The organism is Hyphomicrobium sulfonivorans (genome assembly GCF_013306565.1).
GTDB lineage: Bacteria > Pseudomonadota > Alphaproteobacteria > Rhizobiales > Hyphomicrobiaceae > Hyphomicrobium_A > Hyphomicrobium_A sulfonivorans.
In genome coordinates, this window is record NZ_PZPO01000001.1 from 105,639 (window position 1) to 129,747 (window position 24,109).

Annotated in this window: 14 protein-coding genes; 10 read left to right on the plus strand and 4 right to left on the minus strand. The window is 61.3% G+C overall.

The window, feature by feature from the left end:
* Positions 1–254: 254 nt before the first annotated feature.
* Both C6Y62_RS00505 and C6Y62_RS00510 read right to left on the minus strand, forming a co-directional pair.
* Positions 255–4,712 carry a translocation/assembly module TamB domain-containing protein gene (locus tag C6Y62_RS00505; protein ID WP_173952367.1) on the minus strand — a complete coding sequence of 1,486 codons (4,458 nt, stop codon included), beginning with the start codon at positions 4,710–4,712 and terminating at the stop codon, positions 255–257.
* Entirely contained in the window at positions 4,712–6,586 is a 1,875-nt protein-coding gene (locus C6Y62_RS00510; RefSeq protein WP_173952368.1) for an autotransporter assembly complex protein TamA, read from the minus strand. Before C6Y62_RS00510 ends, C6Y62_RS00505 begins: the two co-directional genes overlap by 1 nt.
* Positions 6,587–7,315: 729 nt before the next feature.
* On the opposite strand from C6Y62_RS00510, the gene C6Y62_RS00515 reads away from it, so the two are divergent.
* From C6Y62_RS00515 to C6Y62_RS00525, 3 genes are all read left to right on the plus strand, one after another.
* Positions 7,316–8,566, plus strand: a complete 1,251-nt coding sequence (locus C6Y62_RS00515; protein WP_173952369.1) for a GGDEF domain-containing protein — start codon at positions 7,316–7,318, stop codon at positions 8,564–8,566.
* Between the two features lie 223 nt (positions 8,567–8,789).
* Complete coding sequence (locus tag C6Y62_RS00520; protein ID WP_173952370.1) at positions 8,790–9,146, plus strand: hypothetical protein; 357 nt, start codon at positions 8,790–8,792, stop codon at positions 9,144–9,146.
* Positions 9,147–9,270: 124 nt separating this feature from the next.
* Entirely contained in the window at positions 9,271–10,560 is a 1,290-nt protein-coding gene (locus C6Y62_RS00525; protein WP_173952371.1) for a solute carrier family 23 protein, read from the plus strand.
* Between the two features lie 35 nt (positions 10,561–10,595).
* Here C6Y62_RS00525 and C6Y62_RS00530 read toward each other — a convergent pair whose 3' ends face one another.
* Entirely contained in the window at positions 10,596–11,996 is a 1,401-nt protein-coding gene (locus C6Y62_RS00530) for a hypothetical protein (protein ID WP_173952372.1), read from the minus strand.
* 209 nt (positions 11,997–12,205) lie between these two features.
* A complete protein-coding gene (locus C6Y62_RS00535) occupies positions 12,206–12,571 on the minus strand; it encodes a hypothetical protein (RefSeq protein ID WP_173952373.1) in 366 nt (121 codons plus the stop codon).
* Positions 12,572–13,007: 436 nt separating this feature from the next.
* On the opposite strand from C6Y62_RS00535, the gene C6Y62_RS00540 reads away from it, so the two are divergent.
* From C6Y62_RS00540 to C6Y62_RS00570, 7 genes are all read left to right on the plus strand, one after another.
* Complete coding sequence (locus tag C6Y62_RS00540) at positions 13,008–14,393, plus strand: efflux RND transporter periplasmic adaptor subunit (RefSeq protein ID WP_338074317.1); 1,386 nt, start codon at positions 13,008–13,010, stop codon at positions 14,391–14,393.
* The gene (locus C6Y62_RS00545; RefSeq protein WP_173952374.1) at positions 14,390–17,524 is read left to right on the plus strand and encodes an efflux RND transporter permease subunit; all 3,135 of its coding nucleotides are present in this window, start codon (positions 14,390–14,392) and stop codon (positions 17,522–17,524) included. The genes C6Y62_RS00540 and C6Y62_RS00545 overlap by 4 nt, the downstream gene beginning before the upstream one ends.
* Positions 17,525–17,537: 13 nt before the next feature.
* Entirely contained in the window at positions 17,538–20,720 is a 3,183-nt protein-coding gene (locus tag C6Y62_RS00550; RefSeq protein WP_173952375.1) for an efflux RND transporter permease subunit, read from the plus strand.
* A 154-nt stretch (positions 20,721–20,874) separates the two neighbouring features.
* Positions 20,875–21,447, plus strand: coding sequence for a sigma-70 family RNA polymerase sigma factor (locus tag C6Y62_RS00555; protein WP_210257963.1), 573 nt, complete (start codon positions 20,875–20,877; stop codon positions 21,445–21,447).
* A complete protein-coding gene (locus C6Y62_RS00560; protein ID WP_173952377.1) occupies positions 21,444–22,082 on the plus strand; it encodes an NrsF family protein in 639 nt (212 codons plus the stop codon). The genes C6Y62_RS00555 and C6Y62_RS00560 overlap by 4 nt, the downstream gene beginning before the upstream one ends.
* An 82-nt stretch (positions 22,083–22,164) precedes the next feature.
* Positions 22,165–22,563 carry a DoxX family protein gene (locus tag C6Y62_RS00565; RefSeq protein ID WP_068463769.1) on the plus strand — a complete coding sequence of 133 codons (399 nt, stop codon included), beginning with the start codon at positions 22,165–22,167 and terminating at the stop codon, positions 22,561–22,563.
* Between the two features lie 220 nt (positions 22,564–22,783).
* Positions 22,784–24,109: an efflux RND transporter periplasmic adaptor subunit gene (locus C6Y62_RS00570; protein WP_173952378.1), complete on the plus strand. Its 1,326-nt coding sequence runs from the start codon at positions 22,784–22,786 to the stop codon at positions 24,107–24,109.

The window sequence follows — 24,109 nt, forward strand, 5'->3', positions numbered from 1 at the left end:
CGCACACTGCCAAGGATCTTGTGATTTCAGATGCCTAGCCGGTTTCGTGCTTTCCCACCAGCAGCTTGTTGATCCGCGCCGGGGGCTGCGAAAAGCCGTCGCGGGCCGTGAATTTGCGAAATCCGGGGCTGAATGCCCCCACCGGACAGCATTGCAGGCAAATTCTTTCCGCATACCGCCATGAAAACAAATGATTTTCCGACATTCTTACGGGTTTTGGGAAGTCGGCTGAGCGACGTGGCGGGCGGCCCGCGTCAGTAATCCCACTCGACGCCGACACCGATCTTGCTGTTCCCGTCGGCGCCCAGTTCGCCCCGGGCTTTCAGGTTTTTCGTCAGATCGTGATCGATTATCACGCGGCTGGAACTGGCGCTGCTGCCCTGGCGGACGCCCACGTAGGTGTTCTCATCGACATATTTGCCGGCCGAAACCTCCGGCGAATTGTTGGCGCCCGTGGTGACATCCAGCACATCGACACCCAGCGCACCCTTGACCTGATCGAAGGTGCTCGGCCCGCTGGAAAGGCCGCCGATCTTGTCGATTTCGCCCGCAAGGCTGGCAAGCTGCATCGGCGACAGTTTCGCCAGCGACTTGTTGAACAGCAAACGCGCAACGACTTCATCCTCCGGCAACGCCGGACTGGAAGAGAAGCGGAACTTCGGCGCGGAAGCGGGACCGCTGACGAACACGGAGATCGTCGCGCCGTCGGCCTCGGCAACTGCCTCCATGTCGAGGCTTGGCTCAAGATCGCCGGTGAAGATCAGACGCCCGTGCTTGAACGCAAGCTGGCGACCGAGAATATCGAGCGTTCCGCGCTCGGTCGAAAACCCGCCCTTGGCGGCTGGCCGGTCGGCGGTGCCCGTGATGCGCAGAGATCCGCCAAGTTGCACATCAAGTCCGCGGCCGCGCACGAATATGCGGTTCGCGGCTTCAACACCCAGATCGATGCGGATGGCCATGGGCGAGCTGTTGCGCTCAGCAACTTTGGGCTTCAGGCGCCCGGCATAGGAATCCGGCTGCGCGTTCACATGCTTCAGATCCAGAGACGAAACCGAATGCGGCATCTGGCTTGGCACGATGATGTCGAGACGCTTGATCTCGACCAGACCGCCAGCCTGCAATGCCGCCAGCGTGCCGTCGACGTTCAGCCTGCCGTCAACTTCGCCCGACATCATCTGGCGATCATCAAACTTCAGACCGTCAATATCGAGCTTCACATTGATGGCCGGATCGGCGTTCTCGATCATCATCACGCGGCCTGAAAGCGCCAGCGTGCCGCCCTTGTCGCCATTGGCCGTGATGCGATCGATCGTCAGCCCGGTGCGGGTGAAGTTGGCGCGGCCCTGCACATTTACAAGCTTCAATCCGCTGGCCGGGTCGTTCACCTGCACGCCATCCAGAACCGCTTGGCCAGCAACCTCCGGCGCTTTGGCGGGGCCGGACGCATCGGCCTTGATGCGCAGGGTGCCGCTTAGACGCGTGTCGCGATCCGCCAATGCCGCGTTGCCGAGCGCCAGCGGAACAACGCCATCAAGGTGGGCGCGATTGATCCGCTCGGCCTTGATGTTGTATTCGCCCGTCGCCTTCAGCTTGAGGCCCTGTGCACCGCTAGCCTCAACATCGGCCCGCGCGGTGCCTTCTTTCATCGTTGCGGTGAGATCAACGCCCAGCGGCGGCAGAAACTGCGCTCGCGTTGCGGCGGCGGCAGCCCCCGTCCATTTGAATTTCGCATCGGCGTTCGGCATGCTGGCAGCGCCGCGCACGACAGCACTGCCGTCGATGACGCCTTCAAGGCCCAAGGTATCGTCGAACGCATTCGCCAAGCTGGCGGGCAGGCGCTTCACATCGGCCTTGATGTCCAGCGTTTCGCCGCTGACCCGCCCGGAAACCTCAATCCGCCCACTGTCAGCTTTCAGGATCAGGCGTTCGATATTTACATCGCCGTTGCGGGCAACAATCTTTGCCGGACCATCAAGCGCGGTGGCGATGCCGGACAATCTGGCCTTCAGCTCCGACAGCGTCAGGATGCTTGCTTCGCCATCCTGCGCGAGCTTGCCCGCGACATCGAGACGGCCATCGCCATCGATTGCAGCACCGACGCGGAACGACGATGCGCCCGCGCTGTCCTTGGCTTCGAAGCGCAGGCCGCTGATGCGTGTGCCGCCAGCATCAATCGCAGCCACCGTTGCGACACCGGAAAAGCGCAACGCGTCGATGTAATCCAGCACATCGATGTTGGCGTTGAGCTTGCTGAGTTTGGTGGTGCCTGCATTGACGGCAGGGGCATTGGCGCGGATGGAAATCGCAGGTTCGCCCGACGCCGACATGACAACCTGCGCGCTTGCCGAACCCGACAGCCGCTGGCCAACGAGCGACGACAACACGCCCAGCTGTGGCGCATCCAGATCGATCTGGCCAGTAGCGCGCCCCGCCTGCGGCACGCGCACATCCGCCGCTACGCGCAGCGTTCCGAGCGACAGCAGCAGCTTATCCGCGAACACATCGCCTGCCGCGTTCTGACCAACACGACCTGCACCGGCAATCGCTGTACCATCGAGATCGCCGCTGATTTTCAAATCGCCCGCATGCGCCGTGAGGGGACCGCTGCCCGCAAACGCAATCGCGGCACCGCGCACAGGCTTGCCGCGCAGCCGCAGGTTTTCAGCGCTGACGTTTACGTCCGTTGTCAGATCGCTGGCGCTGCCGCCAAGGTTGGCAGTGACGCGCAGCGCACCGGCCAGCTCCGGACTGACGCGGGCCAGATCCTTGATGCGCGCTTCTGCGTTGAGCTTGAGCCCGTTGCGGTTGAACAGACCGCGGCGGCTCGATGGCGTGGCAGCGTCGGCGCCAAGCTGATCAAGACCATCGCCACTGGCGTTGACGGCAAGATTTTGCCCCGCGACCGCCAGCGTTTGCAGCGTCAGCCTGCCGTTGGCATCGGCGGCAATTTTGGCTTCCAGTTGCGTTGCGCCACCGAGCAGGCCGTCCAGTGCAGACGTGCCGAGTGAGACATCGGCGGCATTTCCAGCGAGAGAAGCGCTCACTGCTCCATCGGAACGCGATACATTTGCGGTGACGTTGAAAGCCGCGCGGCCGGATGCGCTGCCGCCGACATATCCAGACAGATGACCCAAATCGGCGAGCTGGATTTTTGCCTTGGCCGCGATCGTCTCCAGCGTGCCGGTAATATCGGCAGTTGCGGAGACTGCGGCAGCGATCATACGCGCGCCGTTGACCGCGAATGTGCCCTGACGGTGTTCTACGTTAGCTGCCGTCAGCTCAACTTTCGGGCCCAGCGCCTTGGCCAAAGCGGGATCGCTCGGCGCGAGTCCATCGGCAACAACCTGCAACTTGCCCGCAGTTACATCGAACGCGCTGGCGCCAGTCGGTGCGGCCTGCTGTCCTGAAGCGGAAAGGGCAACGCTCGCGACGCTGCCGAACGGACCTGCAATCGAACGGGCATCAAACAGCATATCAATCTGTCGCGCAGCCTTGCGGTCCGGGATCGAGACACGCAGATCAACCGCGCCGAGCGTGATGACTTCGCCGGTGCCAAGCTTGATCGGAACGCCCTTCTCGTGCTGCGTTGATGCATCTTGCGAAGGCGCGCCGGCGTCGTTGTCGTCAGCTGCCGACGCGTCCGCTTCGGATGCCGACGGCGCAAGTTGCGCGATGACGTCGCCATAAAAGTATGGAGCGGCAGGATCGACGCCGCCGGTCGCGGAAACGCGCAGCACGTCACTGGCGATCGCAAGCTTTTGCAGGCCGATCACGTGCTCGCCACTCACCGTGCCCGCCGCGCTCAGCGTTGTCTTGCCAGCTAACACACCAGCCAGCGTACCGGGCACAAGCTGCTGCAGGTATCCCTCGGACTGGAGCGCGAAGCTGTGCCCTGCTCCGCTGCGATCAACGCGCGCTCCACCCGCCAGAAACGGCTGCTGCGCCGCCGCCATCGACCACTGCGCACGCCAGGCGTCGATCGGGCCGTCACCATTGAGCTTGAAATCGAGCGCGGGCTTTTCCGGCAGATCGAGCGCGGTGGCGATCAGACCGTTTGCAGGCTCGGACGCCGTTGCCTGCACCCGCAACGCACTGCTGGCTGCGTTGTAATCGCCGCTGAGCGTCAGGCTGCCGCCCGGACCATCCAGACGCTGGATCTCAAGCGCGAGGGAAAGCGCGTTGCTGCGGTCCTTCAATTCAGCGCGGGCAGCGATGGAAAGCTCCGCCGCCAACCCGAGCAACGGTTCAGCCAGCGACACCTTGGAAATTTCGAGCCGGCGCGCGGCGATGGCGACAAGCGGCAGGCTGCCGCTGCCATCGGAAGCAGGCGGTGCGGCCGTCGTGTCGGCCGGCTGCGCTTCCGGTGCACGCAACACATCTACATGCGCGACGGTGATATAGGCGATATCAAGCTCGCCGGCGAGAAGGCGCATCGGCGACCACGAAAACCGGATATCGCGCACGAACAGCCAATCGCCGTTGCTGTCGCCGACAACAACTTCCGCAATCCGTCCTTCGGAAAACAGTGAGCCCTGCAGCTGCCCGATTGCTACCGTGCGGCCATCGCCGGAAGCAAAATACGACGCAAGGCGCAGCGCTATCGCCTGCCCCGCCGTCGTCATCAGGGCGAGCGACGACAGCGCCATCACCGCGAGTGCGACGACAGCAACAGCAAGGGCCCCGCGAGCGAGATATTTGCCTTTCAGCGGCATCAGAACGACTGACCCAGACCGACATAGACGCCGAACTTCGGCTGTCCTTCGGTATGCGTTGTCGGTATGGCAAAATCGAGCCGCAGCGGCCCGAAGGATGTGTAGTATCGCAGGCCTATGCCTGCACCGACATAAACGGGCTCGTTGAATGTGGGGAAACTGTCCGGCGAGACCACCGCAACGTCAACGAACGGCACCAGCCCCAGCGAGTCCATGATGCGCCAGCGCAATTCCGCTGAACCGCCGACCATCGACAGACCACCAACCACCTGCCCGTTGAATGTCGGGCCGAGACTGCGATATTCGTAGCCGCGCACCGATCCGCCGCCACCGGCGAAGAAGCGGTATGTTGCCGGAACATCGGCAAGCGATGCACCGAAATCGCTGCCGATGACGAAGCGGCCGGCGAGGATGGCGCGCCCTTCCGTATCGAGCGAACGATAGCTGGCGAACGAGAGCTCACTGGCGCCGAATGTAGCACCCGAAGCAAGCTCAACCACGGGAGCAAACCGGAAGATGGCATTGATGCCGCTGCTCGGATCGAAACGATCGTTGCGGCTGTCATAAAGCAGATCGCCGGGCAGGCTCAGCAGCGTGTAATTGGTGGTGCCGAAAGCGTCTTCGATCCGCGATTGCGTCGCTGCAAAAGCCATCGATCCCGAAAGCACGCTGTCGAAGCGATGCGCGAGGCCGAAACGCACATTGCCGGAAAGGCTTTCATAGCTTTCAGGCCGCTCGCGCACGAGCCGGATCTCACTGAAGAAATCGGTGTCGATATCCAGCACACCGGGTTTGGAGAAAGTGGCGCCAACATCAAACTGCAGCCGCTCGAAGCCATCGGCGCCGATTTGCGAAACGGTGGCATCGACGCGCAGCTTCTCGCCTTCGCCAAAGAGGTTGCGATGGCCCCAATAGGCCTGCACCTCGGCGCCGTCGACGGTGGAAGCGGAAACGGTAGCGCCGAAAAAGCGCGCCTTACGCTCGATGACTTCGACGGTGATCGGGATGCCGCCGGTATCATCAACCTGATCGCCCTCGATCACGCGCACCGATTCGATGCTTTCGAATTTGCGCAACCGCTCGCGGCTCTGCTTCAACTGGCGCGGGCTGAAACGCTCGCCGGGGCGGATCGCGGTTTGCTCGGCGATGCGGCGGGAATCCAGATCGACCGAACCCGTTACATTGACCCAGCCGTAAACCGCCGGATCGCCCGGCGCGACCATCAGCCGAACATCAACCACATGACGCGCGTGGTCGGCCTCGATGTCCTTGTCGGTGATCTGCGCGAAGGGATAACCGCTTGAGCGCCATGCCTCGACGATCCGGTCGGAAGCAGCGACGATGAGCGCCGACTTGGCGGGCTCACCCTGAACCAGACCGAAGCTCTGCGGATCGAGCGCTGGCGCTGCTTCGGTCGGCGGATTGTGTTCGATCCGCACGCTACCAAACAGGAACACCGGACCGGGGCGAATGTTGATCGCCACCTCAACCGGCGGCGCGCCTTCCGCGCGTTGCTCCAGCTCTTCCGGTTTGATGGCTGCCAGCGGAACTCCGCCTATGGTGATCTGCACATCGCCGCCGTAGCGGGCTTCGGCATACAGCGCGGCGACGATGCGCTCCACATCGGTGCGGGCCCGCGCCACCAAAGCGAGCGCGTCCGACGCGCCCTGCTTGGACTGTTCGATCAGAATGGAGGCAGGCGTCAGCGCCTTTGCCAGCGCCTCGTCCTGGCCAGCCTGGCCTTCAACCTGCAGCGAAACCGCATAGGGGAATGCACCGGACGGCGCGGCGTCGTCTCCGAGAATGGAGACGCCGAACAGCTCCAGGGCCATTGCCGCTTCGGGTTGCGCGAGCACCACAGCGGCACTCAACATCAGCCCGGCGGCTATCTTTCGGGCACATGGCAATGCGCGGCCTGTGTCTTGCTCAACTTCCGGGGCGGAAACGCGCGCAAATTATGCCGGATGATCAACAGGTTGGCCTAAACCGCCCCAAACAGGTGCCGGTAGCAGCACCAAATATCACCCACGTGCCAAGTTGCAGCGCAATTCCAAACGAATCTTAACAGGGCAACTTTGGAAAACTTAGCCACCGAAAACAAGTGCATACGGGCCTCAGCATGCCAGGTTTTGACAGCCCCGGATATTCTGGCTCCGCTGCTGAGAAGACAGATGCGGACTCTCCTCAGCTGAAGTTCGAGCGCTCCGATCTGCGGAAATTCGCCGCTGGAATTTTTCCGCAACGGAGGCACGCCGTGCGGTGCTTTGCCGCGCCGATGAATGGCGGATGAACACCGCATGAATGGCCGATGAACCGCGCATGAATGCGAGCTGAATGGAGACGCCTCAACGCGCGCCGACGACGCCTTTCTGTTCACTCTGACGGCACTTTGCCTGCCGCATTCTACGCGCGGCCCCAGCTAGACAGATGCAAAAAAACGCAACAAACACAGGCGTTTCCTGAATTTCTGAGCCGGCTGATTGAGAGCAACCTCTGCCTTAATTATTGATGCTTCCAATTTCATCGAATTTCTAGATACGCCATCAATGGCGTCCACTGACAATATCCCTCAAGGCCCATGACGGGTCATTTGCAGGGAACCCATGCAGCTCGACTTGCAGACCATCTCAATCGTGTCGTGCGCGGCGACGTTCATGATCGGTGCGATCTTGCTCGCCATCTGGTGGCACGATCGCAACAGCGCGCTCATCGGATGGTGGGGCCTGTCGCAGCTGGTGCTGGGAATTGGCCTCGGCATGGCTGCTTGCGGCGCGGCGATGAAGCTGCCTGCCCTCGTCGCGTTCGCCCAGGCGTTGATCATCATGGGCACCGCAATCATGTGGATGGCTGTCCGCGAATTCAACGGACGCACATTCAACGCGCTGCTGGTGGCCGCATGGCCGGTTGCATATGTCATGATAGCCGCGCTGTTCGTCATCTCGTTCGATCAGCGGCTCATCCTGACGTCCGCCACCATCGCGGCCCTGCTTCTGCTGACCGCATCGGAATTTGCCCGCCCCGGCCAGGATCCTTCCAGCAGCCGCTGGGTGGCCATGCTGCTGCTGTGCTTCACGGCGGCGAGCTACCTCATATGGCTGCCGCTGACGGTGTCGCTGCCTATTCTTGCAACGGGCGGCGGCGAGACCAGCGCGTGGTTTCCGGCGGCGCTTCTGCTGGCAATGCTGACCCGCATCGCGCTAGCTTTCGTTATCCTGTTCATCGCCCAGGAACAGCAGGAACGGCGCCAGCATACATTCGCGCGCACAGATGCTTTGACCGGGCTGCCCAATCGCCGCGCGCTGTTTGAAGCCGCCAACCGGCTGCGGCAGGCGGTGCGTCGCAAAAAGACCGCGACCGCCACGTCGGTGATGATCCTCGATCTCGACCACTTCAAGCGCATCAACGACAACTACGGTCACCGCGTGGGCGACAACGTTCTGCAGTACTTTGCCCGGACGCTCGTCAGCACCCTCGATGAAGACACCATCGTGGGACGGCTCGGCGGTGAGGAATTCGCCGCCATCCTGCCGAACACCCCGATTGAGGTCGCACAGGCCGAGGCTGAACGCGTGCGCGTAGCGTTTGCGAACTCCGGCGCTTTCATCGGCGGCATCCCCGTGGGCAGCACCGTCAGCATCGGCGTGGCATCACATATCGGCACCGACTACGATCTCAGCGCACTTTTTCACCGCGCCGACGGAGCGCTTTATGCTGCCAAGCAGGCCGGCCGCAACCGCGTGGAATGCGCCGGCATACTCAGCCAGGATGAAGCGGCACTCGACTCGCGCTGGCTTGAAGAACAGCACCCGCTTACCGCGCAATCGACGCGGCGTTTCCGGGGCTCCGCAGCGTGATCGGCCGGCAGGAATGACCACATTAAAGTTGTCCACAGCTTGTTCACAGCGGGTGCCGTCAAGGCGCGCTGTGCTGACGCGGGCGCTGGAAAGACGCAGGGTCACCCCCCCGGTTGGCGACTATGTTCTGCCCAACCAATCGCACCGTTAGCTGCCGCGTCCCACACCAATTGGAGCTGGGCCCGCCTGCAGCTGGTATTCTCGCCATACGAGGGAACGAACAATGGATGCTGCGACGCTGTTTATCGTCATGTCGCTGAACGCTGGGCCGAAACGGACAATCACCCAGAAATTCCCTTCCATGGAAATCTGCACGCAGGTGGCCGACGACCTGCGAAAGAAGGCATCGCTGCGAACCACCACGCACTATTGCGTAAAGCGCAAGCCTGACCCTGAGGAACAGAAGGCCATTGACGATGCCCGCCGCCGCGCGACCGCGGCCATAACCAAGCAGAAGCGCGCTGCGGCGCAGGCGAAAGCCAGCGCGCAGGCAAAGGCGCAGCTTCAGGCGCAGGCCCAGGCTCAGCAGCCGGGCATGCCGCGCGATTTCTTCACCGGTCCGACACCGAGCCAGAACTGATCTGCGATCTTAAAATCGCGACATCGACAGAGCGGATGGTTGCAGCGACCATCCGCTTTTTTGTATCCATCTGCGCACGCGGAGCATGCATTCGACTGCTAGAATGCGTTGACAACAACCGGCAGTGGAACAAGCGATGTTCAAGCTCGCAGAGAACGGTACCAGCATTCGCACCGAGCTTCTGGCGGGCCTCACGACCTACCTGACGATGGTCTATATCGCCTTCGTCAATCCATCCGTGCTGGCCGACGCCGGGATGGACAAAGGCGCTGTGTTTGTCGCGACGTGTCTTGCAGCCGCGTTTGGCTCCGCGGCCATGGGCCTGCTCGCCAATTACCCGATCGCTATTGCGCCCGGCATGGGGCTCAATGCCTATTTCACCTACACGCTCGTGCAGGGCATGGGACTGCCATGGCAGAGCGCACTGGCCGCCGTATTCGCCTCCGGCGCGCTGTTTTTCGTCGTCAGCGTAACACCGCTGCGGCAATGGATCATCGACAGCATCTCGCCATCACTGAAGCTGGCAATCGCCACCGGCATCGGCTTCTTTCTTGCCTTCATCGGGCTGCAGAACGCGGGCCTTATTGCGCCCGACGCCGCAACATTTGTGAAACTCGGAGACGTCAAAACACCTGCCGTTGGCATCGCGGCCGCTGCCTTCATCCTGATGGCGGCACTGACGGCGCGACGCATGCACGGCGCCATTCTCATCGGCATTCTCGCGGCCTACGCGGCGGCCCTGATACTGGGGATGGCAGAATTTTCCGGCATCGTAGCCATGCCGCCTGCCATCGCACCGGTATTCCTGCAGATGGACCTCGGCGCGCTGTTCGACATCGCAATGGCGAGCGTCATTCTCACGCTGTTTTTCGTCGTGCTGTTCGACAACACCGGCACGCTGCTGGGCATCACGCGGGCCGCAGGCATGACCCGGCCCGACGGCAGCATTCCCAACCTTGAACGGGCGTTGACCGCCGATTCCACCTCGGTGATGGCTGGAGCCGCGCTCGGCACATCCACCACTACCAGCTACATCGAAAGCGCAGCAGGCGTGAATGCGGGCGGGCGCACAGGGCTCACCGCAATCACAGTCGCGGTGCTGTTTCTGCTCACCCTGTTTATAGCGCCGCTGGCGGGTTCCATCCCGGTATTTGCTACCGCCCCCGCGCTGGTATTGGTCGGCTGCCTGATGGCTTCGGCGGCGCGCGATATCGACTTCGACGACGTTACCGAAGCGGTGCCGGCAGCAATCACCATCATCTCGATGCCGCTGACATTTTCCATAGCAGACGGACTGGCGTTTGGCTTCATCGCCTATGCGGGCATGAAGCTGCTGGCGGGCCGCTGGCGCGAACTGCCAGCGGCTGTGTTGGTGCTCTCTGTGCTCTTCGTGCTTCGCTTTGCGCTGTTATAGGGATTAGCTGCCCGCAATTGCACTCCAAGCGGTGTTCACCTGCCGATAGCTTTGATGCTGCCCCAAACGTCGCCTGAAACATCCAATATCTTTTGCACCGTATTTGAGACCGTTGCCCCTGCCTCATATCGCAACATATGGGCATACGCGGGTGCCGAAAAGAAACCTGAGAGCAGGCCTTCCGGGAACAAATCCGACCGCGATGCGACCGTATCAAGTATGATTTCCCTGACCTCCGGAGCCCACTGATCAAGCGGCATGTAATTCATGAACAACTGGACGTGGATGTAATCGGTCTTCATCAAGTTGAAAGCCGTAAGCGGAGAAGGCTCAGCGCCCATTTTGACGTGAACAGTACGATTGGTTCGCGCGATATATGTCGTGAAGCCGCGAACAAGTCCTTTTTTATGCTGACGAGCAACCTCTATTCCACGCTCATTCATATACGCGATTGCAGAAATTGTGATTGCTTCTTTCCAAAGCTCGGAACGATGTCGCTTTTTCGGATTATCGTTGATCTGATAATCCCAAGCATAGGCACCGTTCTCGCCGACCTCGACATGACTAAAGAGGTAGTTCAAAAAACCATCACAGATATCACGAAACTCTTTATTTCCGGTCAGCTCATACGCATAACTGGCCGCCAGAGTATAGGAGGCAATATGATTGAATGCGTCCTGCTCACCCGTGAAAATATATTTGAAGTAGCGCTTGTCTCCATCCACGATTTGAAACTGAAGATGTGACTGCAACATCTCGACGCCATCGGCCGCATGCCGCTGAATTTCTCGCGCCATCTCATCGGGAACATTTTTCCCCTTAGCAGCGATGGCCAATCGCAACATTGGCGCGATTATACGACCGGCAAAAGTGTGCTCGCGACCCGTTTTTCCATAGTGGTCAAAACTCCATCCGCGCACATTTACCCGATTAAAATCTTCCGTTATGCTCCGCACATCGTCGGTGTTTCCGTAAGAAACTCGGAATATCCGAAGCGCCTGATCGATGAACCGTTGCTCGCCGGTCGCTTCATAACCGATCACAGCCGCTTCACTTAAAGTTGCCCATGCCCACGCCAGAGACATTCCCGGCCGCGGGTGCCCCGCCAGTGAATGTCTTTCTAAATATGCAAGCTGGTGGGCGATAAAGCCATGCAACACGTCTTTATTTGCTGGCAACAAAATGAAATCACGATATGCAGCCTGCGCCGTTTGCCGCTTCGCGATGAAGTAATCGCTCTCTGAACGCGCGGCAGATTCTAATTTCTCAGCAAAAACAATTTGGTCTGGAAAAAGCTTGCGCGCCGTCGCCACTGTTTCATCGGTAACGTTAGCCGATGCTAAGGCAATCTGGATAGCTCGATAGTCAGCAAAAGCATCAGCCAATGCTGGCTGCGACAGTGCTAAAATAAGCGCCGCAAAAATCAGTCGAAGCATGCCTCACCTGTCAGATGGAGGATCATCCGATCAGTGAATATGAGATTTGATTAGCGCGCCTATCCAAACTTGCTTTTCAAGCAAATTAGCTGGGGAAAGTATTTCTCACGTGGCGACGGTGACGTGCCAAACGCCCCCGATTGCCGGGCAATTTGCAGACAGCGTTCACTCCATAACTATGGTGACCGGCAAAAATATCTGACTAAAAATCAATAGTCTGCCGCACCACGCCGGGGCGGCGGCTGATGCCTCGGCGGCGGACTGGCGTAGCCATATTCTTGCTGGCCGGCGTCGCGCCTGCTCTCCGATCTGCGGATCTGTCGCGCCGGGCGTGGCTCGGGAACATTCTCCTGCATGCCGGTCTCCTGCATGCCGGTTGCATCGCTAGCCAGCGCCTTGGGCTTGGGCTGTGCTGGCATATGCTGCACGGCTTCAGCGGTCGGCCAGATGGCCGGCCGAAGCCACCAGATGCTCAGAACCGCTGTGGCGACCAGCACCATCGGACCCAGCCAACGCCGAACCGCACCGCCGCGAGCGCGCGCAGGACGCCATTTTACATCAGAATTTTTCCGCATAACTTTGATAATTCAACGCTCTACATGCTGTGAGAATAAATGATCGCTGCGGGCCCCAACCCCTATATCAGGAAGTATCATCGCAGCTCCTGGGCCAGGGTATGACCGCCTCGCAGGTCCGATGGATGAGCCCCGCGCGGGCGGAGTTAAAGAGCGCCCTGTCTATTGGCAAAAGCCCCGCCCCACAATCGCAGGCCACTGGCACTTCAAGCCGCAGGCGATCCACCCAAACGTGTGAGCTGAGTGTCACGCGCCAATTGTGCCGCCGCCAACATTCTATCCAAGGCTGCAATCGCTGGTTCTGTTACAAAAAGGTTGTAGCACCGGGGCGATTGCAGCGACGGTTTTAGCCCTACCGACCGTTTTCATCATCGACGCCGCAGTGTTGCCGCTTTGCAGTCTCTGGTCAGGGGCAGGTTTTGGGACAGGAACGCCAGTGAGAAAATTCTTCAAATCATTGTTTGCGATCCTCGCCATTGCCGGCATCACCGCCGCCGCGATCTACTACACGCAGGGCAGCAACACGCCCCAGCGCGGCGGCTTCCGTGGCGCCCGCATGGCCGGTCCGGTGCCGGTCGTGGTTGCGGATGCAAAACTGGCCAACATTCCGGTCTGGCTGGATGGTGTGGGCACGGCGCGGGGCCGCAACACGGTAACTGTGCGCCCGCAGGTCGACGGTCAGATCCTTTCGGTCGATTTCAAGGAAGGCCAGGAGGTGAAGGCCGGGGATCTGCTCGTGCAGATCGACCCTGTCACCTATCAGGCCCAGCTCGATCAGGCGCTGGCCAAGAAGGCGCTCGATGAAAGCCAGCTTGCCAACGCCAAGCTGGATCTGGAGCGCTACACCAAGCTTTCATCCAATGTCATCGCCGCTAAGACGGTAGACACCCAGCGCGCGCTGGTGGCGCAGCTCGAAGCGCAGATCAAGCAGGACGACGCCGCGATCGAAAGCGCACGCGCCTATCTGAATTATGCCAGCGTTGTGGCGCCGATTTCGGGGCGCACCGGCATGCGTATGGTTGACGTTGGCAATCTGGTGCGCGCCTCCGATGCCGGCATCGTCGTCATCACCGAAGTGCAGCCGATCTCGGTTGTCTTCACGCTGCCGCAGCAGGATCTGCCGTCGATCAACCGGGCCTCCGCCAAGCGCGCGCTGAAGGTGGAAGCGCTGGAGACCGACAGCAAGGGCGTGCTCGATACTGGCGAGTTGCAGGTTGTCGACAATCAGGTGGACCAGAACACCGGCACCATCCGCCTGAAGGCCGACTTCAATAACAAGGATCTGCAGCTCTGGCCGGGGCAGTTTGTCAACGTGCGTCTGCTGGTTGATACGCTCGATCAGGTTGTCGTTGTGCCGACCGCCGCAATCCAGCGCGGACCGGAAGGCGCGTTCGTCTATGTCGTCGATGCTGAGAACAAGGCTCGGCTACGCAACGTGACGATCACGCAGCAGGACGAAAACCTTTCGGTGATCGCCAGCGGCGTTGCCGCCGCCGATAAGGTCGTCACCACCGGCTTCTCGCGCCTGAAGGATGGCGCCGATGTCCGCGTCGATGCCCCCGGTGACGCTGCTCCGCCGCCTGCAACCTCCGGTGCCGGCCGTGAAGGGCCTTCGCAAGCCTCCACGCGCCGTGGTGCGCCCGGCGACACTGCATCTATCAACGGGCTTGCTCCTGCGGCAGCGGCTGCTCCTGTGCAGCGCGCCAACCGTGGCAACGGCGAAGGCCGCCGCATGCGCGACGGCGATGCTTCCGGCAAGGGCGCACCCGGTGCAGGCAAACGCGCCAACGTCGAAGGCTCCGCCTCCGGTAACGCGCCATGAGCGTATCGGCCCCATTCATCCTGAGGCCGGTCGCCACCTCTCTCCTCGCCTTCGCCATGATCCTGGGCGGATGGCTGGGTTATTTCTGGCTACCGGTTTCATCGCTGCCGCAGGTTGATTTCCCCACCATCCAGGTGACGACGCAGCTTCCCGGCGCCAATCCGCAGACAATGTCTACGCTCGTCACGGCGTCGCTGGAGCGCGAGTTCGGCCGCATTCCCGATCTCGCGACGATGACATCGACGAGTTCGTTCGGGCTCAGCAAGATCACGCTGCAGTTCAACCTGGGCCGCGATATCGACGCCGCTTCACAGGATGTGCAGGCGGCCATCAATGCCGCCGGTTCGACGCTGCCGCGCAACCTGCCGTATCCGCCGACATACGCGAAGGTCAACCCGGCCGACAGCGCCATCGTCACGCTGGCGCTCACGTCTGACATCGTATCCATGCGCGAGCTGAGCGATCTGGCCGATACGCTGATCGCGCAGCGCCTCTCCACCGTCAGCGGTGTCGGCCATGTCTCGGTCGAGGGTGGCATTCGCCCTGCCGTGCGCATCCAGGCCGATATTTCGCGCCTCGCCGCGTATGGCCTCAGCATTTCCGACGTCAACAGCGCCATAACCAGCTCGAACGTTTCCGGCCCCAAGGGCTCGCTCGACGGCACGCATCAAAGCTATTCCATCGCCGCCAACGACCAGATCGCATCGGCGGCTGCCTATCGCGACGTGGTCATCGCCTATCGCAACGGCGCGCCGGTTCGCCTGAAGGATGTTGCCGACGTTACCGAGGGGCTGGAAAACGCCCGCGTCGGTGGCTGGTATCAGAATTCGCCCGCTGTCATCATCGATGTGCAGCGCCAGCCCGGCGCCAACGTCATCGAAACCGTCGAGCGCCTGACCGAAGAGCTGCCGCGTATCGAGCGCGCGCTGCCGACAAGCGTGAAGCTGACGCTGGTGCATGACCGCACCGATACGATCCGCGCGTCGATCCACGACGTGCAGTTCACGCTGGTGTTGTCGGTGGCGCTGATCGTCATGGTGGTGCTGGTGTTCCTGCGCTCCGGCCGGGCAACAATCATTGCCGGCGTGGCGCTGCCCGTCTCTCTCATCGCCACGTTCGCGGTGATGTATTTCTTCGGCTTCTCCCTCGACAACCTTTCGCTGATGGCGCTGACCATCGGCACCGGCTTCGTTGTCGACGACGCCATCGTGATGATCGAGAACATCGTCCGTCATATCGAGAAGGGCCAGAAGCCGCTGCGTGCCGCGCTCGATGGCGCGCGCGAAATCGGCTTCACCGTTATCTCGCTGACGGTGTCGCTGATTGCCGTGTTCATCCCGCTGCTGTTCATGACCGGTCTTGTCGGCCGCATGTTCCGCGAGTTTGCGCTCACGCTCACCATCGCCGTGACGGTGTCGGCCGTTGTCTCGCTGACGCTTACGCCGATGATGGCGGCCAAGTTGCTGAAGCACGAGCCGGAGCAGCGCGGCAACGTTTTGAGCCGGGGCTTCAACTGGATCTTCGATGGCATCATCGAAGGCTATCGCCGCAGCCTTGAGGTTGTGCTGCGCCACCAGACGGCGACGCTGATGGTGACTGCATTGACGCTGGTGATCACGGTGTGGATGTACGTGGCGATGCCGAAGGGCTTCCTGCCGGCGCAGGACACCGGCCTCATCACCGCCACGCTGGAAGCCGAACCGCAGGTGTCGTTCACCGAACTCAGCCGCCTGCAATCGGAGGTGGCCAAGCTTGTCAGCCAGGACCCGACCGTCGCTGGCGTTGTTGCTGTCGTCGGTGTTGGCCAGCTCAATCCGACGCCGAACATCGCGCATCTGAAAATCACGCTCATTCCGCGCGCTCAACGCGAGGTGCTTGCGGCCGGCATTGTCGAGCGTCTGCAGCGGGCGGTTGCGTCCATTCCAGGCGTCAGGGTGTACTTCCAGCCGGTGCAGGACGTGCAGATCGCCACCCGCACCAGCCGCGCGCAATATCAATATACGCTAGTCAGCACCGACATCGACGAGGTGAAGGATTGGACGCAGAAGCTTGCCGCTGAGTTGGCCCGTTCGCCGATGCTCAGCGATGTGAACCTCGAAACGATGAGCGAAGGCGCGCGCATCCGCATCGATGTTGATCGCGAGGTTGCGGGGCGCCTTGGCGTCACGGTGCAGGCAGTAGCCGACGCGTTGAACGATTCATTCGGCCAGCGCCAGGTTTCCACCATCTACGCGCAGGCGAACCAGTATCGTGTCGTGCTGGAGGCGATGCCGCAGTTCCGCACCGATCCATCGCGTCTCAACCGCCTCTATGTGCCGTCCAGCAACGGCGCGCAGGTGCCCCTTACCTCCGTCGCCAAGATCACGCACACGACGGCGCCGCTGGCGGTCAGCCATCTGGATCAGTTCCCGGCCGAGACCATCAGCTTCAACCTTGTGCCCGGCGCTGCGCTGAGCGACGCGGTCGAGATCGTTGCCCAAGCTGAGGCCGCCATCGGCATGCCGTCGTCGGTCACCGGTAACTTCTTCGGTGACGCCAGCGAGTTCGCGGCATCGTTGCAGAGCCAGCCGTGGCTCATCCTTGCCGCCATCGTCACCATCTACATCGTGCTCGGCATTCTGTATGAAAGCCTCATCCACCCGTTCACAATTCTCACCACGCTGCCATCGGCCGGCATTGGAGCGTTGCTGGCGCTGATGCTCGCAGGACTCGATCTGTCGCTGGTGGCGTTGATCGGCATCGTGCTGCTGATGGGCATCGTGAAGAAGAACGCGATCATGATGATCGACTTCGCCCTCGACGCCGAACGCGAGCGTGGCCTCAATCCGCGCGACTCCATCGTCGAGGCAGCGCTGCTGCGCTTCCGCCCCATCATCATGACCACGCTGGCCGCTCTGTTCGGTGCGCTGCCGCTTGCGCTTGAGGGCGGCGTTGGCTCGGAGCTGCGCAATCCGCTCGGCATCACCATTGTGGGCGGCCTGATCCTCAGCCAATTACTGACGCTCTACACAACGCCGGTGATCTATCTGGCGATGGAACGGCTCAAGGCAAGGCTGACCGGTGGCTCGCCCGCAGCTGCAAACGCAACGCCGGCAGCAAATGCGGCCAGCAACCCTGCCGCAGCGGAATAGCGGAGCGAGTGCCATGAATTTCTCCGCTCCGTTCATCAAACGTCCGATCGGCACCGCGCTGATGGCGATCGGCCTGTTCCTGCTCGGCGCCACCGCCTATTACGATCTGCCCGTCGCCAGCCTGCCTGCGGTGGATTTTCCGACCATTCGCGTGCAGGCCAGCAGCCCCGGCGCTGATCCGCAGACGATGGCGGCCACCATCGCCGCGCCCATCGAGCGTCGCCTCGGCGAGATTGCGGGTGTCACCGAACTCACATCTTCCAGCTCGCAGGGCTCCGCCAGCATTCTGGTGCAGTTCGATCTCAGCCGCGACGTTGATGGCGCCGCCCGCGATGTGCAGGCCGCGCTGAACGCAGCCGCGGCGGATCTGCCCGGCGACCTGCCGCAGGTGCCGACGTTCCGCAAATACAATCCCTCAGCGTCGCCGGTGCTGATCCTGGCGCTAACCTCCGACACGATGTCGCCCAGCGAGGTCTATGACACCGCCGACACCATCGTTGCGCAGCGCATCTCGCAGGTTCCGGGCGTTGCGCAGGTGGATGTCAGCGGCGCGGAGCAGCCTGCAATTCGCGTGCGCGTGAACCCTACCCTGCTGGCCGGTGTCGGCGTCAGCATGGATCAGGTGCGCAACGCGATTACGGCAGCCAATGCGCTAGAGCCGGTTGGCGTGATCGACGGCGACAAGAGCGCGTTGACGGTCGAGACCAACACGCAACTTCTCGACCCCGACGACTACGGCGCGCTTGTCCTGAAAACGAGCGACGGCAACGTAGTGCGGCTGTCCAATGTCGCCAAGGTGGAACACGGCACGCTCAATTCGCGGTCAATCGCCCTGCACGACCGCAAGCCGGCTGTGCTGCTCATCATACGCAAGCAGCCGGACGCCAATGTGCTGGAAACGGTCGATGGCGTGAAGGCGATGCTGCCTAATCTTGAGCGCTGGATGCCTGCGGGCATCGATCTGCATATCGTGACCGACCGCACCATGACGATCCGCGCCAGCGTACATGACATGCAGTTTACGCTGGTGCTGTCCATCGCGCTGGTGATGGTCGTCGTGTTCGTTTTCCTGCGCCGCATCACACCAACAATCGCGGCCGGCATCACGGTGCCTTTGTCACTGGCTGGCACATGCGCCGTCATGTGGACGCTCGGCTACTCGGTGAACAACCTCACGTTGATGGCATTCGTTATCGCAGTCGGCTTCGTTGTCGATGACGCCATCGTCATGATCGAGAACGTGTTTCGCAATCTCGAAAAGGGCATGGAGCCGATGCGCGCTGCCCTTCTGGGTGCGCGCCAGATCGGCTTCACCGTCATATCGATCAGCGTGTCGCTCATCGCCGCGTTCATTCCGGTGCTGTTCATGGGCGGCGTTATGGGCCGCATGCTGCGCGAGTTCTCAGTAACGCTCGTCGTCGCGATTGCGGTCTCGGTTGTGGTGTCGTTGTCGGTAACGCCGATGATCTGCGCCCACTTCATCAAGCACAGCAACGAAGGCATTCGCAACCGCTTCGACCGTATCGTCGAAGCAGCGCTCGACTGGATGGTCGGGCTCTATGCCCGCACGCTGCGCGTCGCCCTGCGACACCAGATTGTCACGCTGTTCTCGCTGCTGTGCGTGATCCTGCTGACCGCGCATCTCTATGTGCAGATCCCGAAGGGCATGTTCCCCGAGGACGACACCGGTCTCATCATGGGATCGGTCGAAGCATCGGCGGATGTCTCCTACGAGGCCATGCTTAAATTGCAGATGCAGGCGCTGGACGTGGTGCTCGCCGATCCAGCGGTCAACAACGTCGGCTCGTCGCTTGGCGGCTCCGGACCCGGCCCCGGCGGCAGCACCACCGGCCGCATGTTCATCGATCTCAAGCCGCTGGAGGAGCGCGGCGGCGTTTCTACTGCGCAGGTCGTGCAGCGCATGCGGGGCAAGTTCTCGCATATCAAGGGCGCGGAGGTGCGCATGTTTCCGTCGCGCGATATTCGCGTCGGCGCACGGCAGGGCAATTCGCAATATCAATACACGCTGTGGGACCCAGACATCGATGAACTGAACGAATGGGCGCCCAAGGTACAGGCGCGCATGCGCACCATCCCCAGCATCATCGATGTTTCCGACGACCGGCAGGCAGGCGGATTGCAACTCGACGTCAAGATCGATCGCGAGGCCGCTGCGCGCATGGGCGTGCGCATTTCCGACATCGACAGCACCATGAACAACGCGTTTGCCCAGCGGCAGATTTCTACCATCTATGCCCAGCGCAACCAGTATCGCGTCATTCTTGAGGTCGATCCCCGCCTGCAGCGCGATCCATCCGACCTGCAGCATATTTTCGTGCCCAGCGCCGATGGCAATTCGCAGGTTCCGTTGACCAGCCTCATCCGCATGGAGAAAACCACCGCTCCGCTGCGTATCAATCATCAGGGGCCGTTCCCCGCCATCACCATCAGTTTCGACATCGCCCCCGGCTTCACGATGGAGCAGGCGCTGAACGACATCGAGCAGGCAATGGCGGATCTGCACACGCCGTCAAATCTGCGTGGTGAGATGGCTGGCGATGCGGCTGCATTCGCTGCGCAGTCAACGCAGCAATTGTTTCTCATTCTGGCGGCGCTGATCGCCGTCTACATTGTGCTGGGCGTGCTTTACGAGAGCCTGGCACATCCCATCACCATCATCTCGACGTTGCCATCGGCGGGGCTTGGCGCGCTGCTGGCACTTTATCTCGCGAAGATGGAACTTTCGATGACGGCGCTCATCGGCGTCATTCTGCTGATCGGCATCGTCAAAAAAAACGGAATCATGATGGTCGACTTCGCGCTCGATGGTGAGCGCGAGCGCGGCATGAAGCCTGCCGCCGCGATCTATGAAGCGTGCCTTGCCCGGTTCCGTCCCATCCTGATGACAACGCTGGCCGCACTGCTCGGCGCCATACCGCTGGCGTTCGCCGAAGGACCGGGTTCGGAAATTCGCCGTCCGCTCGGCATCACCATCATCGGCGGTCTGTTCGTTTCGCAGTTCCTCACGCTGTACACGACGCCGGTTATCTACCTGATGCTTGACCGCGTGCACCGCAAGCTTGGCGGCGCAGCGCCTGCAAAGCTGGATGAAATTCCGTCGTCGGCGGATGCTGGGTTGCCGCGTGATGATGGTGCAGCTACTGGCCCTGAAGCCGCAGCGCCTGCTGCTACCTGAGCATCGGCGCAGGAACTCCGGGCCCACCTTAGAACCATTATGGATTGCTGCCCCCCGCCCGGCCTGCTACGCAAGATAAAAGCCCGTCTTTCGTGCCCCGTTAGCTGTCTCGCCGCGGTGCTGTAACGAACCATGACCGGGCCGCGAACAGCCTATGGGGCGCTTTGTGGTTCAGACGTTGCGAGAGGAAGAATGGGCTGCCCAGATGCGAGCGGCTCTCGCAGGTGATGATGCTGCCTATCGCGCCGTGCTACATGCGTTATCGCAAAGTTTACGTTCCGCTATCCGGCGCGGTTTCGCCCATGCGGGCGCGCCGTTAAATGATGTCGAGGATGTGCTGCAGGAAACGTTGCTTGCGCTGCATCTGAAGCGCAATACGTGGGACCCGGAGCAGCCCCTGGGGCCATGGGTACGTGCGATAGCGCGCCACAAGCTGATCGATGCGCTGCGCCGCCGGGGTAGACGCATTCAGGTTCCGATAGACGCCATCATCGGAACGCTGGCCGTCGAAGAGGATAGCAGCGAGCTGGATCGTCAGGACGCGCAGCGTCTGGTCAACGGTCTGCCCGGCCGCCAGCGCGACGTGGTGCAAGCCATCAGCATCGATGGGCAGTCGATCAAGGAAGTGGCCGAAAGGTTGCAAATGAAAGAAGTTGCAGTGCGTGTCACCCTACATCGCGGATTGAAAGCGCTTGGCGCACTGCACCGGGAAGACGACCGCACATGAAGACTGACGAACTGATCAATGCGCTGGTCGCTGACACGGCGGTGCCACCATCCCCGGTCCATCGCATTGTATGGATCGCCGCCGCGCTGGCTGCCCTGGTGACCGGAGCGGTGTTCTTTGCCTGGCTGCCGGTGCGCGGAGACATGGCATCGGCGCTGACCGATCCGCGCTTCCTGTTCAAATGGGCCTTTACGCTATCTCTGTTTCTCTCCGCTCTGGCTGTAGCGACTTTGCTCATGCGCCCGGAGCAGACACAAAAAGGACCGCTGCTGCTTCTGGCTGCTGCACCGGCGATTTTGATTGTTGGAATCATTCTGGAGCTGATCGCGCTGCCTGCCGAACAATGGCTTAGCACCATGGTCGGCATGAACTCGCACGGCTGCATCGTGACGATACCGTTTCTTGCGCTCGCGCCCCTGTCGGTGCTCCTCATGGCGATAAAAAAAGGCGCGCCCACGCGGCCAGCCTTTGCCGGCGCTGTTGCGGGGCTTGCTGCCACCGGCATCGCGGCCAGCTATTATGCAATGTACTGCCGCGACGACAGCCCGCTGTTTCTGGCGACCTGGTATATTCTTTCAGCTCTTCTCGTGGCGGCCGTGGGCGCCCTGATCGGATCGCGACTTTTGCGCTGGTAATACCGTGCGCACATTTGTTGAGCGCGACATAAGACAACGCTACCTTGTTCAAATCAAAAATGAAGAACAGGAGCGCATGGGAATGACTAAAACAGAACTCGAAACCGTGTGGGCGCCACGCCTGCTCGGCTTGCTTCGCATTGTTGCAGCATGGCTTTTCATGATGCATGGCACGCAGAAGCTGTTCAATTTCCCTGAAGCCACGCGTGGCCAGCCGGAGCTGTTCCAGCTCACGTGGTTTGCTGGCGCACTTGAGACCTTTGGTGGATTTCTTCTTCTTATTGGTCTTTTCACGCGCCCGGTCGCGTTTGTACTCAGCGGTCTGATGGCGTTCGCATATTGGATCGCCCATGCGCCGAATAGCATTTATCCGGTGCACAATGGTGGTGATGCCGCCATCCTGTTCTGCTTCGTCTTCCTTTATCTCGTGGCCGCTGGCCCCGGCGCATTCAGCGTCGACGGTGCGCGCGACGGAAAGTAACCGCTAGCTACGTTACATGGGCGGGCTCAGGTTTACGCCGGGTCCGCCCCTGTTGCTGTCGGGATGGCACAGCGGAGGAAAAGCGCACAAAAGCTTCAATCCGAGGCGTTATGAAAGATTGCCGTAACGGCCTGTCGGCAGTGGATTTACTTTTTGCGAGTAATATCTGCCGGATGACCGGTTCCGGTGCACGCCGGTTCAGCATGATCTGTGAGTTGTAATGCGTCCCAGCTACCTCATCCTGATCGTCCTTCTGGCCGCCGCAGCTGCCGTCGTCGCATACGGCCCCGTGCGCGGACGCACCGTTGGCGCGGGCATTGATGACCTGCGAACACAGGTCGAAACCGCCAATAAATCGCTTCAAGACTATTTCGCCGGCAGCAGTAGCGCGGCGTCGCCTGCGCAGAAATCTGCAGCAGCCGGCCAGAAAGCCCCGACGCTGACCGTCGCTCAACCCGCATCGCGCAAGATCATCGAGTGGGATGAATTCACCGGCCGCTTCGACGCGGTTGAAAGCGTGGATGTTCGCGCCCGCGTGTCCGGCTACTTGACCGAAGTCAACTTCAAGGACGGACAGGAAGTGAACGCGGGCGACCTGCTGTTCACGATCGATCCGCGGCCGTTCGAACGTGCACTGGATCAAGCCAAGGCGCAGCTCAATCAGGCCAAGGTAAGCGTCAACAACGCCAAGCTGGATGTCGACCGCGGCCTGCCGCTGCTCAAGCGTGAGCATATCTCAAAGAAGGCATTCGACGACCGCGAGAACCTGCTGCGTGACGCTGAAGCGCTGGTGAAGATTGGCGACGCGCGCGTGAAGGCGGCCGAACTGGAACTCAGCTTCACGCGCATCACCGCGCCCATCGCGGGTCGCATCAGCCGCACGTATGTGACGCCGGGCAATTTCGTCAGCGGTGGCGGATCGGAATCGGCTTCGACGCTGTTGACGACTCTGGTGAAGCAGGACCCCATCTATATCTATTTCGACATCAGCGAGAACGATGCGCTGAAATATCAGCGGATGTCCCAGTCGCAGGGCAAAGGCACTCAGGGCATCGTGGGCGCAACCGTCGGGCTCGAACTGCCGGACGAAGAAGGCTTCCCGCACACCGCGAAACTGGACTTCCTGGAAAACCGTCTCGATCAGGGCACCGGCACGCTGCGCGCCCGCGCTGTCATTGCCAATCCGGATCGCTTCTTTTCGCCCGGCATGTTCGCCCGCGTGCGTGTGCAGGGCTCGCCGGAATACACCGCGCTGCTGCTGCCGGATGAAGCGATCGGCACCGATCAGGCCAACCGTTTTGTTTATGTGGTCGGCGACGACGATATCCCCGTGCGGCGCACCGTCGAGCTTGGCCCGATGGACAACGGATTGCGTGTGATCCGCAAAGGGCTGGAGCCGGAGGACTGGGTTATCCTGCGCGGTGAGCAGCGTGTTCGTCCGGGCATGAAGATCAATCCGCGCCGCACACCTCTCACCGTCTCCAATGCAGATCCGAAAGCTGGCGGCGCGCCCGCTAACATACCGCCCGCTCCGGTAAGGCGGTAA